10 protein-coding genes and 1 pseudogene are annotated in these 14,575 nt (G+C 60.4%); 8 read left to right on the forward strand and 3 right to left on the reverse strand.

Features of this window, described 5'->3' with window-relative positions; translation table 11 throughout:
* Positions 1 to 74: 74 nt before the first annotated feature.
* The 4 genes from ACTRWG_RS21135 (at position 75) to repC (ending at position 5,506) form a co-directional block, all read left to right on the forward strand.
* Positions 75 to 1,187, forward strand: coding sequence for a Fic family protein (locus ACTRWG_RS21135; RefSeq protein WP_027233704.1), 1,113 nt, complete (start codon positions 75 to 77; stop codon positions 1,185 to 1,187).
* A 691-nt stretch (positions 1,188 to 1,878) separates the two neighbouring features.
* Positions 1,879 to 3,087, forward strand: coding sequence for a plasmid partitioning protein RepA (repA, locus tag ACTRWG_RS21140; RefSeq protein ID WP_245597312.1), 1,209 nt, complete (start codon positions 1,879 to 1,881; stop codon positions 3,085 to 3,087).
* A complete protein-coding gene (gene repB, locus ACTRWG_RS21145; RefSeq protein ID WP_027233706.1) occupies positions 3,087 to 4,094 on the forward strand; it encodes a plasmid partitioning protein RepB in 1,008 nt (335 codons plus the stop codon). The genes repA and repB overlap by 1 nt, the downstream gene beginning before the upstream one ends.
* Before the next feature lie 248 nt (positions 4,095 to 4,342).
* Positions 4,343 to 5,506: a plasmid replication protein RepC gene (gene repC / locus ACTRWG_RS21150; protein WP_027233707.1), complete on the forward strand. Its 1,164-nt coding sequence runs from the start codon at positions 4,343 to 4,345 to the stop codon at positions 5,504 to 5,506.
* A 40-nt stretch (positions 5,507 to 5,546) separates the two neighbouring features.
* On the opposite strand, the gene tnpA is transcribed toward repC, so the two are convergent.
* The gene (tnpA, locus tag ACTRWG_RS21155; RefSeq protein WP_027233708.1) at positions 5,547 to 5,963 is read right to left on the reverse strand and encodes an IS200/IS605 family transposase; all 417 of its coding nucleotides are present in this window, start codon (positions 5,961 to 5,963) and stop codon (positions 5,547 to 5,549) included.
* Positions 5,964 to 6,308: 345 nt separating this feature from the next.
* On the opposite strand from tnpA, the pseudogene ACTRWG_RS21160 reads away from it, so the two are divergent.
* Positions 6,309 to 7,264: pseudogene (locus tag ACTRWG_RS21160) on the forward strand (transposase family protein).
* A gap of 137 nt (positions 7,265 to 7,401) precedes the next feature.
* On the opposite strand, the gene ACTRWG_RS21165 reads toward ACTRWG_RS21160, so the two are convergent.
* Complete coding sequence (locus tag ACTRWG_RS21165) at positions 7,402 to 8,304, reverse strand: recombinase family protein (RefSeq protein WP_027233710.1); 903 nt, start codon at positions 8,302 to 8,304, stop codon at positions 7,402 to 7,404.
* Between the two features lie 272 nt (positions 8,305 to 8,576).
* Here ACTRWG_RS21165 and ACTRWG_RS21170 point away from each other — a divergent pair, with 272 nt between their 5' ends.
* The 3 genes from ACTRWG_RS21170 to ACTRWG_RS21180 all read left to right on the forward strand — a co-directional run bounded on the left by ACTRWG_RS21170 (position 8,577) and on the right by ACTRWG_RS21180 (position 13,118).
* Complete coding sequence (locus ACTRWG_RS21170; protein ID WP_027233711.1) at positions 8,577 to 9,644, forward strand: hypothetical protein; 1,068 nt, start codon at positions 8,577 to 8,579, stop codon at positions 9,642 to 9,644.
* 150 nt (positions 9,645 to 9,794) lie between these two features.
* Positions 9,795 to 12,314: a cation:proton antiporter gene (locus tag ACTRWG_RS21175; protein WP_027233712.1), complete on the forward strand. Its 2,520-nt coding sequence runs from the start codon at positions 9,795 to 9,797 to the stop codon at positions 12,312 to 12,314.
* Between the two features lie 231 nt (positions 12,315 to 12,545).
* Positions 12,546 to 13,118, forward strand: coding sequence for a hypothetical protein (locus tag ACTRWG_RS21180; protein WP_027233713.1), 573 nt, complete (start codon positions 12,546 to 12,548; stop codon positions 13,116 to 13,118).
* 94 nt (positions 13,119 to 13,212) lie between these two features.
* Here the strand turns inward: ACTRWG_RS21180 and ACTRWG_RS21185 are convergent.
* The coding region (locus ACTRWG_RS21185) for a hypothetical protein (RefSeq protein ID WP_462829906.1) at positions 13,213 to 14,575 on the reverse strand (1,363 nt) is incomplete at its 5' end.

The following is a 14,575-nucleotide window of genomic DNA, read 5'->3' on the forward strand; positions in this document are numbered from 1 at the left end:
GTTGATCGATAGCGTTGACCTCTATAGATCAAAATGTGACAATAATTGAGCTATAGAAAGGATCTCTATACCTCATGCCATGGAATTGGAAAATGCCCGGGTGGCCAGGCTTTCGATATGATGCCTCGGCTCTCGAGCCACTGGAACGGCAATTTCTGCTGTCTTCCGGCGAGATTCTCGGAGCCGTGCATCATGTCAGCCACTCTGAACGCGAGCAACTCCGTATCGAGCTACTCAGCGATGAGGCAATGCAAACCAGTGCCATCGAAGGTGAGATCCTGGATCGGCTCAGCGTTCAGTCTTCGCTGCGCCGCCATCTGGGGCTGGCGCCTGACAGCTACCCGGCAAAGCCGCGGGAGCAAGGTGTCGCCGAGATGATGGTGGACGTCTATTCCAGCTTTGCAGGCCCGCTTTCTCACGAAACACTGTTTCGCTGGCACCATATGCTCCTGTCCCACGACCGCCGTCTTGAAGCCATCGGCGGCTACAGGCGGCACGCGGAAGCAATGCAAATCGTCTCCGGCCGCCTTGACCGGCCTACAGTACACTTCGAAGCCCCGCCTTCGGGTCAGGTCCTGCGCGAGATGGAACGCTATGTTGGCTGGTTCAATACCACCGGGCCGGGCGCTCCTGAGCCGCTCCCTGCCCTGACCCGGGCCGGGCTGAGCCATCTTTACTTCGAGAGCATTCACCCTTTCGAAGACGGGAACGGCCGCTTGGGCCGCGCCCTGGCCGAAAAATCTTTGGCGCAGAACCTTGGTCAACCAAGCCTCATTGCCCTTGCCTTCACCATAGAAAGGGAAAGGAGAACCTATTACGACCAGCTCGAAGTGCACCAAAAAACGCTTGATGTGACAGCCTGGCTTGTCTGGTTCGCTGAGATTGTGCTGAAGGCTCAGCAGGTCACACTCGACCGGGTCGGGTTCTTCATCGGTAAGGCGCGCTTCTACGACAGGCTCCGGGACCATTTGAACGACCGGCAAGCCAAGGCAATTACGCGGATGTTCAGAGAAGGCCCCGAAGGATTCAAAGGCGGGCTGAGCGCTGAGAATTATCTCAAGATCACCGGCACATCGAGGGCAACAGCAACCCGGGATCTGCAGGATCTCGTTGAAAAGGGTGCGCTCAACCGGACCGGTGAACGCCGTTTTACGCGATACTGGTTGAATCTGGACGAAGAGGCCTAAGAACGCTGGCCGCTTCTGTTAGTCGGCTGTATTACTCAGGTGGCCAGTGAAAGAAGCGTCCAGTCCGGCTTTCGTTTCAGATAGTTCAGTATTCTACTGGTCAGACCGCTATCTTGTTTTCGTCAAGTTCCGCTCTGTTTGCCCTGCCAGTGGTTGATTGAGATGAACTCATGTACGGGCATCCTGAAGCGGCTAGTAGCGTCCAGCCAAAGGCGCTTAGACCAATAAAATGGTGATGTAGTCGGAGAGCGGTGGAAGCTCTTAGGTGCGGCCACGTGGTTTGAACGCGTTATGGAAGCGTTCATCCAGTATGCGTTTAGTAGCCGTAGCTTTTGGTCCTTGCTGCAGTCTCCAGGAGAATCGCTTAAGGAGTGTTTTCTAGGCAAGCGGCCCGCGCCAACGCTGTGCCCCGCTATACCGTACTCGTCAGTTTTCAAGTGGAGGCAGCCTCCACCCCGCCTGAAGATGTAAAAAAGTTAATATCTTTCAACACGTTAATAATACTCGGCTGCGCGACAATACTAGATATAGCGGTAGGCGCTTACATGACTACAATTATCACTACATGGAAATCTCTTGCAAGGAGCGGGTATTTGGTGGCATCACGGAAACTGTAACGCACAAAGCTGCTTAGCGGCCGTTCGGCGTTACGGAAGAGCCGCGGTAAAGACGGCCGGACAAGGAGCAGTGAATGACGGCACAAATCGAACCCGCTATCGGGATGCCGCCAGGGGCAGATGTCTTTGACGATCTGCTTAAGGATGAAGCTCGGCTGCGCCAGTCCTTGGACAAGCATATGCGCAACGTCTTCGCTCCGGAAGCGAAGAAAGAGCTTAGACCGTTCACTTCGGGTGAAGTGGCCACGCTGCTCGGTCTAAGCCAGTCACATCTGCGCAAGCTGCATTTCGACGGCAAGATTCCCGATGTGAATACAGACGGGCGCGGGCACAGGCTCTACACCGGTAAAAACATTCAGGACATCCGCCTAGCGATGGCGCGGACAGCAAAGGACCCGCTGCAGTTCCTGCCCGGCCGGGTAGGCAGCGACCATTTGCAGGTGATTGCGGTTTCGACCTTCAAAGGCGGCTCGGCCAAGACAACCAGTGCCGTTCACCTTGCGCAGCGTTTCGCGCTAAAGGGGTATAGGGTCCTGGCAGTTGACATGGACCCGCAGGCGTCGCTTACCACCATGCTGGGTCTCCACCCCGAACTCGATCTGACAGATTCCGGCACAATCTATGACGCCGTGCGGTACCAGGATCCGGCCCCGATGGAAGATGTGGTCCGAAAAACCTACTTCCAGAACCTCGACCTGGCGCCTGGCGGACTGATCCTGTCGGAATACGAGACAGAGACCCCACATGCGATTCGTAAGGGCATACAGCCGCCCTTCTACCTTCGGCTGAAGGCGGCGATCGACCAGGTCGAGGACCGCTATGACGTCGTGTTCATCGACTGTCCGCCGCAGCTGGGCTTTCTCACCATGTCGGCGCTAGTGGCTGCCACCGGCCTTTTGATTACCGTGATCCCGAATATGATCGACGTGGCCAGCCTCAGCCAGTATCTCACAATGGCCACCTCACTTCTAAAAGTGGTGCAGCGCAACGATCAGCGGCTGGACTATGATTTCCAGCGTTATCTCCTGTGCCGCTACGAACCTTCGGACATGCCGCAATCGCAGATGGCATCATTCCTCCGGATGCATTTCGGGCAGCGGCTGATGACGGAACCGTTCCTGAAGTCCACTGCAGTTTCCGATGCGGGCCTGTCACAAAAAACACTCTACGAGGCCAATAGAGCCGAAATGAACCGCGCCACGCTGGAGCGAGCGATGGAATCAGTAAACCACGTGGCGGATGAATTCGAAACCGCTGTGCAAGCGGCCTGGGGGAGAAGCTGATGGCGCGCAAAAACGTCTTTGAAGGGCTGATGGCCGAATTCGGCGCCGAGGCTGAGGAAGCGGCCGCCCCGGCTGAACGCGATCCTGTCGAAGCCGCCCGCGAGGCGCCCATTCCCCAAGCCTTCCGCCGCGGTCCCGTAGCAGCCCTGGAAAATGACATCCGATCAACAGCGCAGCGCAGCGTGCAGGAGATCGATCCGGAGCAGATCGAGGATACCGGCATGCGCGACCGGTTCCAGCTGGACGGTAACGATCTAGAGGAGCTGAAGCAAAGCATCGGCCAGCACGGCCAGCAAGTGCCGATCCTGCTCCGGCCGCATCCGCGGCTGAGCGGGCGCTACCAGGTCGTCTACGGCCGCCGCCGCCTCGCCGCGATCAAGCAGCTGGGTATCCCGGTCAAAGCACTGGTGCGCACCCTGTCGGATGAGGAAGCGATCCTTGCCCAGGGCCAGGAGAACAACCACCGTAAGGATCCTTCCTTCATCGAAAAGGCCGTGTTTGCGGGTGACCTAGAAGAAGCCGGATACGCCCCGGCGGTGATCCGCGAAGCGCTAGCGGTAAGCAAGAGCCACCTGTCGCACATGCGCAAGGTGCGCCAGGCGATCCCGCGCAATGTGATCGAGTGGATTGGCGAAGCACCGGGTGTTGGCTGGAAACGTTGGCACGCGCTGGCGGAGAAAGTACTGGAGCATGAAATCGACCCGGCCACTGTGCCGGTGACCGAGGCAGATGCCAAGCTGGAGTCGGCCAAGCGGTTCGACGCTTTTGCCCGGAGAGTGGAGGCGCAACTGGCGCCTAAGAAGCCCGAAGCCCCTGCCCCGAAACCGGCACGGGCCGTGCGCGCACCGGAAGGCGGCGCCAAGATTGGAGAGGTTCTTACGACCGGAGGACGCACCATTCTGCGGACACACCCGAAACAACAGGAATTCTCTGAATGGCTTGACCGGCACGGAGAAGAAGCCCTGCTGCGCCTGCATGCGCAGTGGCAAGAGGAACAGGCGTCCTGAAAAGGGCGCCCGAGGCATAACAGGCAACACCAGCAAGGAGGCACAATACAGGAGACCAAAAAAGAGAAGCTCCCCAAGACCGTAATCCCAGAGAGCCCCATCTATGTTTGCACCTAAGATGTACCCCGCTCTCTTCTGAACTGTCAACAACAACCCATCCGGTTGACAGGTAACTTGTGCCAAAAATTGCCGTTAGGCAGGGTACAGGAAGGATAAGGTGTGGCTTCCAGGTCCCTCGTGAAGAGCAGATGGCATTTAAAAAGCTTATTCCGGCAACCGGGGTCCCTTCCCCGGCCGATCTCCCATGCCTGGACGGCAGCGATCCACGGCAAATGTTTTGGGACGTGATCACTAATCTCAAAGCAGCCAAGGACACCTTCAACCTCAAGGACCGGCATTTCAGCCTGCTGCAAGCACTGGTCTCTTTCGTCCGCGAGCGCGGGGCAACCGGCACCTGGGTGGTGTTTGCCTCGAACGAAAAGCTTTGCGAGCGAGCCAATTGCATGGGAGAGCGCACAATGCGACGCCAGATTGCCCGGTTGCTCGAGATCGGCCTTCTGCGCCGAACTCAATCCCCCAACGGCAAACGCTACGTGCACCGCGCCCGCGACGGCAGCATTTTGCAGGCCTATGGCTTTGATCTGGGTCCGCTTCTAGAACGCGCTAGGGAGATCGCAGCGCTTGCGGCAGAGGCCGAAGAAGAGGCCGTGCGCGTCCGCCTGCTGCGCGACCGCCTTTCCACGCTGCGGCGACAGTGGCCCATTGGTTCGGAAGAAGACAACATCATCCGCCTCGCTCTTCGCCGCCGCCTAAACCGTGTTGAACTGGAGGCCCTCATTGGGCGGTTCACACCCTCGGATGATACCCCTCCCCCGCCCTGCTCCGAGTCCGTGTCTGGTAGCGAAGACCTGCTTGAGGCTGAAGTTTTGTCCCCCGATGACAGTCAAAATGTCCGCCACCATCAGAGATCAATACAGAAAAAAATTGAATCTGAAGAGTCCAAGGTCGAAGCTGAAACACTTGGCAAAGCAAAAAAAACTAAGACAGGCCACAAGGATGTACCTTCGCTCACGATGGCTGACGTCTTAGCAGCTTGTCCCGAGGCTTTAAGTTTCGCACAGTCACCAGTACGGAATTGGGTAGATTTACATCAGTTGTCGCGATTTCTCGCGCCAATGCTCGGGTTGAGCCGAAACGTATTGGACAGCGCCGAGCGGGAATTGGGGCAGGGAGGCTTGACTTTGACTCTTTTGGCTATGACACAAATGCACAAGAACATTCGATCTCCTGGTGCCTATCTGCGAAGCCTTACTAACGGTTCTGCAACTGGCCGCTTCGATCCAGTTCGGTTGATCCAGAACCTTACCAAGAAAGTGGGCAACTGTTCATCCCTTGATGGTTTACCCGGGTAAACCATCAATAATATTCCGGTTTGCCTTGCCTACTGAACGACTACCGGCTGGCGCCGGTAGGATCGGCAATGTGATTTTCCAGGTACTGAAGTACGATGTCTTCGGTGATGGCGCCGTTGGTGGTTGAAAAATACCCGCGGCCCCAGAACCGGCAGCCCCAGTAGCGCCTGCGGATCGCGGGGAATTCCCGTTGCACCCGGTAAGACGAACGGCCCTTCATCTTGCGCACCAGATCGGAGATGGCGAGTTTCGGCGGTACCGACACGAACATATGCACATGGTCGCTCGACAGCACCCCGCGCAAGATGGCGACCCCGTTCTCAGCGCAAACCTGGCGGCAGATGTCGTGCACACGCAGGCGCAATGCCCCGCGCAGCACTTTGTAGCGGTATTTGGTCGACCAGACGATATGGTAGCGGTGGTAGAAAACGCAGTGTTTGCCGGTGTCATATTGCATGCACTTACCCTCCGGAAAATGAGCCTTCGACCCGGCAGCGGCTCATTTTCCGGAGGGTAAGTGCATAACAGGATTCTTTCACGCTAAAGCGCTTCCGGCTGGAAGCCGGAGGGTTTGCTCCAGAGAGTGGATACTAAAAACCGCTAAACCACTCTGTCTCAGGTACGGTAAGTCCACAAAAGGGTTTACCCGGGTAAACCGGAAAGGCGGTGTGACGTAAGTTCAGTCGATATGTACACTCTCACGTGAAAGCGTTCAGGTCGCTTGAAAGCGACTTTGTTGAGCTAGGTGTTTAATCCCACAGCTTGATGGTGCGATCCATTCTGTGGAAGAGAAGGAAGCACTATGGGACAAGTTCGTCACAGCGGCGCCACGACTAAGCACGCCTATCCGAGCTGCAATAAAACGATCGCAAACTTCGACGGCGGCATTGAGCCGAGTACTCGATATCAACCCGAAGACGGTCGCGAATTGGCACAAGTGCGAGACGGTCGAGGATCGCAAGACCGATCCGACTGAACCTCGCTCGACCTTTCTCAACGAGGCTTAGGAGGCTATGGTGGTAGCTTTCCGGCGGCGCACGCTCCTTCCTATGGATGATTGTCTTATGCCTTCCAGCCCTCGATCCCGCACCTGACCCGGACAGCGCTGCACCACTGCGTTCAGCAGAATGGCATCTCACGGCTACCGGATGTAGGGGGACAAACCCAAGCGTCAGTGCATTAATCTTTACGCCATCGGCTTCTTTCACATGGACATCGCAGATATTACAGACCGCCAGGATAAGCTCCATCTCTTCATTGCTATCGGCAAGACCAACAACTTAACGGCCGCCCAACTGGTCGAGAAAGCCGTCAAGCGGACGGAATGTGAAATCCTGGAACACCTGTTCGAGGTAATCCCTTACCGAATCCACGCGATCCTGACCGACAACGGGGTTTAGTTCTCCGACCAGACCGTAGCCACAACACGATCAATTCCCAGCATATGCGCTTTGACATGTTGTGCGAAGCGAACGGGAGCGAGCACCGGCAGACCAAACCCACCATCCGTAGACAAATGGTCAAGTCGAGCGGATGAACCGAACAGTCAAGGACGCCACCGTCAAACGCTCCCACTGCGACAGCCACGATCAACTTTTCACCCTCTTCGCCGATTTCATGGCCGCTTTTAACTTCGCCCAAAGGCTCAAGAGCCTTAGCGGGCTCAAGCCCTACGAATACAACTGCAAAGTCTGGACTTTAGAACCAGGCAGTTTCATTGCCGATCCGATCCACCAGATATCCGGACTGAACACCTAGCTACCAACACAACCGAATTGCCGCATATAACTACAGTTATGAAGCCAAAACCTTCGGTAAGATCTCTTTTGGAACAAATTCGATAGGACAGGTTCCAAAGGTCTAGGGCAGGGGGCATCCTGTGTTTGCGGCTCGTCCTATTCGGGCCGCTCGGCCGGAATCAGGCCCTGGGTCTTGGCGCGGTCCAGCAGCATCTTGACGGAAGACACAGACCATTTTGCCCGCCCACGCGGTGTCCGCTCGCGCATGGCCTCCAGCCGGTCTGCAATCTGCTGCAGCGTGATGTCCGGAGCCGAGCCTGCAATGGCGGCAACAATCGTCATCAGCCGGTCATCGGGCTCCCTGCGCCGGGCGCGCTCAAGGACATGGCTTTCCAGGAAACCTTCGCGGACATAGCGTTTCGCCGCGCGGATCAGTCTTTCCCGAGACCATTTCCGCGCGCCGGATGGAAGCCGGGCATTGATGATCCGAACCACGTCGTCCCACGGCAGGTCGGGCCGCAGGCGGCGCACCTCAGGAACCCAGTCCTGCGCGCTTTCCTCCAGCCGCCGGAACAGGGCCTCATCACGGGCAGCCTGTACTTTTCGGAGGGCGGTGGGGTCCTTGCTGCGTAGTCCGGGATTGCCACCGATCCGGCCCTTCGCCCGCGCCGATTTCAGACCGACCAAGGTGCGCTCCCGGATCAGCGCGCGTTCCAGTTCTGCCGCGGCGCCCAGCACCTGGAGGGTGAATTTTCCCTGTGGGCTGGAGGTATCGACCGGGTCGCGTAGGGACTTAAAGTGGACGCCTTTGGCCTCCAGCCCCTCAATCACCTCCAACAAGTGGGAGAGCGAACGGGCAAGCCGGTCCAGTCGAACGACTACCAACGTATCACCTGGGCGGAGCGTTTCAAAAAGTCGGTTCAGGACCGGTCGCGTCCGATCGCCGCCGGACGCCTGTTCCTGATGCACCCGTGCGCAACCCGCAGCCCGGAGATCTTCAGCCTGGGCAGTGGTGGATTGGTCATCGGTAGAGACACGGGCATAGCCGATGAAGGGCATGGTGGATTCTTGAAGCTGTCTATTCGCGATCGTTCACAAGTTTGCCTGATCCGGAACAATTTTCAATTGAATATATCTCTATTAAACGGAGGTTTGAAGACGCGTGCGATTTTCAACCATTCGCCCGGGCTGCCAGCTGTCCCCCTTGTTTCCTTGTTCCGGCCGGTGCGGCAGGGGCGGGTGCACCGGCGCTGAGCGCTGTCCCTGCGCAGAGCCAGCCGGGAAAGACGAAATCGCTTGAGTAATGTGCAAAATGACTACAATTTGCACATATGATCCGGACCCTATCTGAAACCAAAGGCAGCGGCACAGATGCCGGAAAAGGCCCCTATGATGGTGAAACCGGGGAGGAGGACCTGTGGTTCCTGCCCGGACCGCCGGAGGAGGAGCCGGACTTTCTGCCGCCGCTGCCGCGCGCCGAGCCGGATGAGCGGGCGCAGGTCGCCAAGTGGCAACAGGCGCAGGCGGCGGAGGCGCTGCATCTGGCGCAGACGGCGGCGCGGTTCGGGGCGCTGGATGAGCGGTTGCGGCGCGGGCCCGAAGGCTGGCGCCACAGGCTGGCGCTTGCAGAGGCGTCCGGGCTCAGCTGGCTGTCCGGCGACCGGATCTCCCCCGACAGGCTGGGGCTGTGGCAGGCGATGCGGGTCAGCGCGTCCGGCGATGATACCGCGGCGCTGCAGCGCACCGCCTGGGCGTTCCGCCGCCTGTCGGGCGGCCCCGGCCCGGGGGCGGATATCGCCGGGTTTCTGGGCCGCCATGACGCCCCGGGCGAAGATCCCTTGTCCGGCAGGATCGCCGGGTGGAATGCCATCATGAAAACCGCATCCGCCCTGCATCCGATCGTCCGCGCGTGCTTTGCCTTTCACCTCTGGCGGATGGCGGGGATCGGGCCAGAGGGCGACGTTCTGGAGGGCGCGGTGATCGCTGCGCGCATGTCGGCCGGCGAAGGGCAGGGCGGCGCCCTGTTTGCGCCGGTGCTGATGAGCGGGGCAGGGGGGCTGCGCGGCGGCGGCGAGCCGCAGGAGCGGCTGCACCGCTGGCTGCAGGCGGTGGACCAGGGGGTTCTCCGGGCAATGCGGCATCTGGATCAGCTGGACCAGTGGGAGAGCGACGCTCGCAGCCGCGCCAAATCCCTGTCGGGCCGCACACCGCCGCGATTGATCGAGGTGTTCCGCAGCTGGCCGCTGGTAACAGCCCCGCTGGCCGAAGAACTGAGCTGCGCCAGCCGCGCCGCGGTGCAAAGGAACATTGCCTGGTTCGAGGCGAAGAACCTGGTGCAGGAGGTGACGGGGCAGGGGCGTTTCCGCGTCTGGCGGGCGTCCCTGAGCGGCGCGGCCTGAGCGGGTTTACGGGCCGGAGCGCCGCAGCTGCCCAACAGCACCGGATTTGGCTGCGAATTCCCAAGCCGCCGCAATGGCGGGTTTATGCGGCCGGGCAGTGGGGCTGCACTATTGCGTTCCTTCGCCTTCTGAAAACCGCTATCGGCAGATATGGATACCTGGGTTGTCATCTCCTTCATTGCCGTGCTGTTCTTCCTGATCGGCACGGCGGAGCCTTTGGCCGCGCGGCTGCGGCTGCCATACAGCGCCATCATTGCCATGATCGGCATCGTGCTGGGCCTTGGCGCCAGCTTCTTTTTGCGTACCGAACTGACCGATGCGCTCAACCCCGTGGCGGAGGCAATCCTGGGGCTGCCGATCCAGGCCGAGATCTTTATCTATGTTTTCCTGCCGACCCTGCTGTTCCAGGCCACCATCGGAATGGACCTGCGCGAGATGGTCGGGGACGGCGTGCCCATCATCGTTCTGGCGGTGATCGCCGTTGTGGCGGCGACCGGGCTGGTGGGCTATTCGCTGCACTGGGCGAGCAGCCTGCCGCTGACCGCCTGCCTGCTGGTCGGCTCCATCGTCTCGACCACCGACCCGTCGGCGGTGGTCAGCATTTTCCGCTCGATTGCCGCGCCACAGCGCCTGACCCGGATCGTCGAAGGCGAAAGCCTGCTGAACGATGCGGCGGCAATTGCGCTGTTTGGCCTGTTCCTCGGCTTCGTGATGGTCGGCGTTCCCGATCCCTCGATGCAGGAGGCGCTGGCGGGCTTTCCAATGCTGATCCTGGGCGGCGCGCTGACCGGCTGGCTGGCAACAAGGGCGGCGGTCTGGGTCATGAGCCTGTTTGCGGATTTTATCCTGGCGCAGCTGTCGGTTTCGGTTGCCTTGCCCTATCTGGCCTATGTCATTGCCGAGCAGGTGCTGGGCGCCTCCGGGGTCATTGCGGTGGTCGCGGCGGGGCTGTCGCTGCACCTGGCGGCGCCGGGGCGGCTGACGCCGCAGGCCTGGACCAAGCTGTGCGAGAGCTGGGACCTGTTGGCACATTGGGCGGGAGCGATGATCTTTGTGCTGGCGGCGCTGTTCATCCCGCGCCTGCTGCAGGAAATCCGGCTGACGGATTTCGTCCTGATCCTGGTGGTGATCGCCGCCGCCATCGCGGCCCGCGCGCTGATCCTGTTTGTCATGATGCCGGCGTTGAGCGGGTTACGGCTGTCGCCCGCCATAGACCGCAGCTACCGCGCTGCCATCCTGTGGGGCGGCCTGCGGGGGGCGCTGACGCTGGCGCTGGCGCTGGCGGTGACCGAGAACGCGCTGATCCCGCATGAGACCAAGCGCCTTGTTGGCATTCTCGCCACCGGCTTTGTCCTGTTCACCCTGCTGGTTCAGGGCACGACCCTGCGCTGGGTGGTAAGCAGGCTCGGGTTGGACCGGCTCTCTGCCTTTGATGCGGCGCTGTCGCAGCAGGCGGTTGCAGTCGCACTGCAAACCGTGCGCGAAGAGGTGGCCGGCGTCACCCAAAGCTACCGGCTGAACCATGAAACCGTGCGCGACGAGGCCAAGCAGTTCGGTATCTGGCTGGACGAGGCGGTGCGGGCGGCGGAGGAAACCACCGGCATTCTGGATAAGGACCGGGTCAAGCTGGGGCTGATTTCGCTGGCGGCGGCGGAGCGCGAAGCGGCGCTGCGCCAGCTGCGGGAGCGGCTGATTTCCGCCCGCGTGACGGAGCAGCTGATCACCGGCGCCGACCGGCTGATCGAAGCAGTCCGGACCCAGGGCCGCTCCGGCTACCGCAGGCGGGCGCGGGGCATGCTGGCCTATGGCCGCGGCTTCCGCCTGGCGCTGGCGCTGCACAATCGCCTGCGGGTGCCGGTGCTGCTGGGCAGGCTGACGGCGGACCGGTTTGAATACATGCTGGCGCAGCGGGTCATTCTTGGCGACCTCGATGCCTTTGTCGACAGCCGCATCCGCCGGATCCACGGCAAACGCGTGGCCCAGCTGCTGCACGGGATGCTGGCCCGGCGGTCGGAAGCGCTGGAGGCGGCCCTGGAGGGGCTGCGGCTGCAGTATCCCGGTTATGCCGAAGAGCTGGAGCGTCTGTTCATCCGGCGCGCGGCGCTGCGGTTTGAGGAGCGCGAGTACCGGACCCTGCATGAAGACGGGCTGATCGGCACCGAAGTGCTGACGGCCCTGCTGCAGGACCTGCTTGCCCGCCGGGCGCAGCTGGACAGCCGTCCGCGGCTGGATGTGGCGGTTCAGCGCGCCGAGCTAATCCGCAGGCTTCCCTTTTTCGAAGCGCTGGACCGGCGCAGTCGCCGGCAGCTGCAGCGCAGCCTGAAGACCGTCCATGTCAATGCGGGTGGCCAGCTGCCGGACCAGGGCGGCGGCGGGAGCGTCTATTTCATCGCCTCCGGCGCGCTGGAGCTCAGGCGGGCAGGCCGGGTGACCCGGCTGGGGCGGGGCGACATGTTCGGCCATGCCGCGTTGCTGACCCCCGGTGCCCGCTTAGCCCAGGCGCAGGCCCGCGCCATCGCTCCGTCTGTGCTGCTGGAACTGCGCGAGACGGAGTTCCGCAAGCTGCTGGACCGCAGCGAGGCCTTGCGGGAGGCCGTGCAGGCGAGCCTGAGCGGTCAGAGGCCCGGCCCGGTTTTCCTGCCTGGCGCCGTTCAGAACCCGGCGGACTGACCGGCACGGACGCTTCAAAGCCTGGGACCGGGGCCTGTCGCGGCGGTTCCGCCAGAACGGCCACCTGTGCCCCCGGACGTGCGCCTGTCCGCTTTGCCAGCCCAATCATCCGGGCTAAGATTTGATCAGCGGGCCTTGGCGGCGGTTACGGGTTCGCATGGCCCGCCGCCGGGGGTCGCATGGCAGCAATTCATACCGGCCCCGGCTGGGCCTTTATTGCGGAGCGCCCCGATGGCTAAGACCAAATACATTATCGATACCGATATTCAGGCCAAGGCGAAGGTCACGATCATTGATCATGCCAAGCTGCAAAAGATGAGGAAGGGGGAGAAAGGCGTCCTGTTCGGAAAGCACTCGCCGGATTTGAAGCTGATGAACGCCAGTTTCGAATGGGATATGGACGGGAAGACCAAGAAAGCCGTCGGCCTGTCTTCGGTCACCCTGTCGATCCGCTACACCGGCCAGATCTACCTAAGCAAAGCCATAGATAAGAAATCCAAGTGCTTTTCCCTGGTCAAGGCGCATGAGGAGGAGCACCAGAAGATCTGCGTCAAGGGCGTCAAGGCGATGAATTCCGCCTGCCAGAAGATCCTGCAGAAACACACCGATGCGATGCTGCGCAAGTACAAGGGCGATTATGACGCCTTTGCCCAGGCCGAGGCGAAAGCCGCCCGGAAGGTGGCGATCGATGCCTACAAGGAAATCGATGACGGGCCGTTCTACAAGGTCGCCGTCAAGAGCCTGTCGATCGACACCGCATCGAATTACGCCAAGATCTCGCCCCACTGCTCGCAATTCGGGTGAGGGTGCAGAGGACCGCGCCCGCGGCTGAGGGAGCCTGATGATGACCGGCCATTCCGGCGGAACGCCGTGACCGGCCTGCAAAGCCTGGGAACGGTCATTCCCAGGTCTTGGCCTTCAGCCCCTTCCTGACCTCGGCGCGCAGTTCGCCCTCGATTTTCTTCACGTTGCTTCTGCAGAAGGTCTCGAAGGCCATATCAGTTACCGGATCGCGCTGCAGTAACTTGGCAATGCGTTCCCCAAGTTTTTTCTGGTCCATTTTCCCTTTGAGCGTGGTGGCATTCTGTTCGAGATACATGTGAACAGGTCTGCGACTGCTGTCAGACAGCAGGATCTTTTGGAGAATTTTGCTGGTTCCGCTGACGCCAGACCGCACGAACAGCTTGACCAGGACTTTGCTGGCGAGTTCCTTGTAAGCTTGCGAGGAAAACCGCTTCACCACGTTCTCGCCAAGCGCTTTAATCTCCTGCTCCAAGAGGCGGTCGGTCAATTTAGGTATCAGGGGCGATTTCGAGATCAGCCTCGTCGCCAATCTTGCTGCGACTCTGTTGCGGAGGATGTATTCAGCCAGTTTGGGAGCGACATATCCGCTGACGAACCTCGCAATAGTTGCGCCCGCACCGCCGGCGATTCCGCCCCGGAGCATGGCTTTGCCGATAGCCTTTGCTGAGCTCTTGTTGGTCACCGGGTCGCCAGCGATTACCTTGCCGATCTGGTTTGCACTCTCGGCAATGACCGCCGTGCCGGCGCCGATTCCGGTGCCCCAGGCAACTGTCGCCACAGCGGTGGCCGGAGCGGCAAGGGTCATCGCCGCGGCGCCGAATATGACGAAATTGATGTCTCGCACGAGGGAAAGGCCGGTTTTCCAGCCTTCGGCGGTGCCAACCACATCACTGAGCCAGTTGCCGAGACCGGTGCGGTACATGTTGATCTGCTTTTCAGCAAGCTTCATGCTGAATTCGAAGTGCTTGTAATCCCGCCTTTTGACGGTTTTTTCTAGGTTGGCGACAGCGCCGTTGGCCATCGCCTGCAAGGCCACCGGGCCGTCGCCGGACCGGATCAGGAACGAGATGATGAAATGCTCGTCGTCCAGGTCGTTTTGCATTTTGTGCCGGTATTTGGCGCTGTCCAGCTCCCGCTTCATCCGCTTCAGGCTCAGGTCCATGGCCCTGTTCAGCGCCGCCATGGACTGCTTCCATTCCTTTTCGGACAGCGGGTACTGCTTGTTGCCGACCTTCATGACATAGCATTTCGCCTTTGGGTCCGGCGTATGCACGACCATGCCTTTCTTGAGCGGCTGCTTTTTCCGGTACGCCGCCGCCGCGGGTTTGTTCTTGGGGTGCTGGAGGAGGACTTTCAGGTCCTTGACCTTGTACTTCTTTGCAATATCCTCGAACGTTTCGCCTTCCTTGACTTTGTGCTGAATCCACATAACCGGGCTCCTTCCGCCGGCGGCTGAC

Source organism: Leisingera sp. G5_S3_59_S7, assembly GCF_054968485.1.

What these genes read in the sequence shown, in the direction of transcription:
- ACTRWG_RS21175 (WP_027233712.1), top strand. Translation starts at nt 9,795, where the DNA reads ATGGATACCTGGGTTGTCATCTCCTTCATTGCCGTGCTGTTCTTCCTG.
- ACTRWG_RS21180 (WP_027233713.1), top strand. Translation starts at nt 12,546, where the DNA reads ATGGCTAAGACCAAATACATTATCGATACCGATATTCAGGCCAAGGCG.
- ACTRWG_RS21135 (WP_027233704.1), top strand. Translation starts at nt 75, where the DNA reads ATGCCATGGAATTGGAAAATGCCCGGGTGGCCAGGCTTTCGATATGAT.
- repA (WP_245597312.1), top strand. Translation starts at nt 1,879, where the DNA reads ATGACGGCACAAATCGAACCCGCTATCGGGATGCCGCCAGGGGCAGAT.
- repC (WP_027233707.1), top strand. Translation starts at nt 4,343, where the DNA reads ATGGCATTTAAAAAGCTTATTCCGGCAACCGGGGTCCCTTCCCCGGCC.
- ACTRWG_RS21165 (WP_027233710.1), bottom strand. Translation starts at nt 8,304, where the DNA reads ATGCCCTTCATCGGCTATGCCCGTGTCTCTACCGATGACCAATCCACC.
- tnpA (WP_027233708.1), bottom strand. Translation starts at nt 5,963, where the DNA reads ATGCAATATGACACCGGCAAACACTGCGTTTTCTACCACCGCTACCAT.
- repB (WP_027233706.1), top strand. Translation starts at nt 3,087, where the DNA reads ATGGCGCGCAAAAACGTCTTTGAAGGGCTGATGGCCGAATTCGGCGCC.
- ACTRWG_RS21170 (WP_027233711.1), top strand. Translation starts at nt 8,577, where the DNA reads ATGATCCGGACCCTATCTGAAACCAAAGGCAGCGGCACAGATGCCGGA.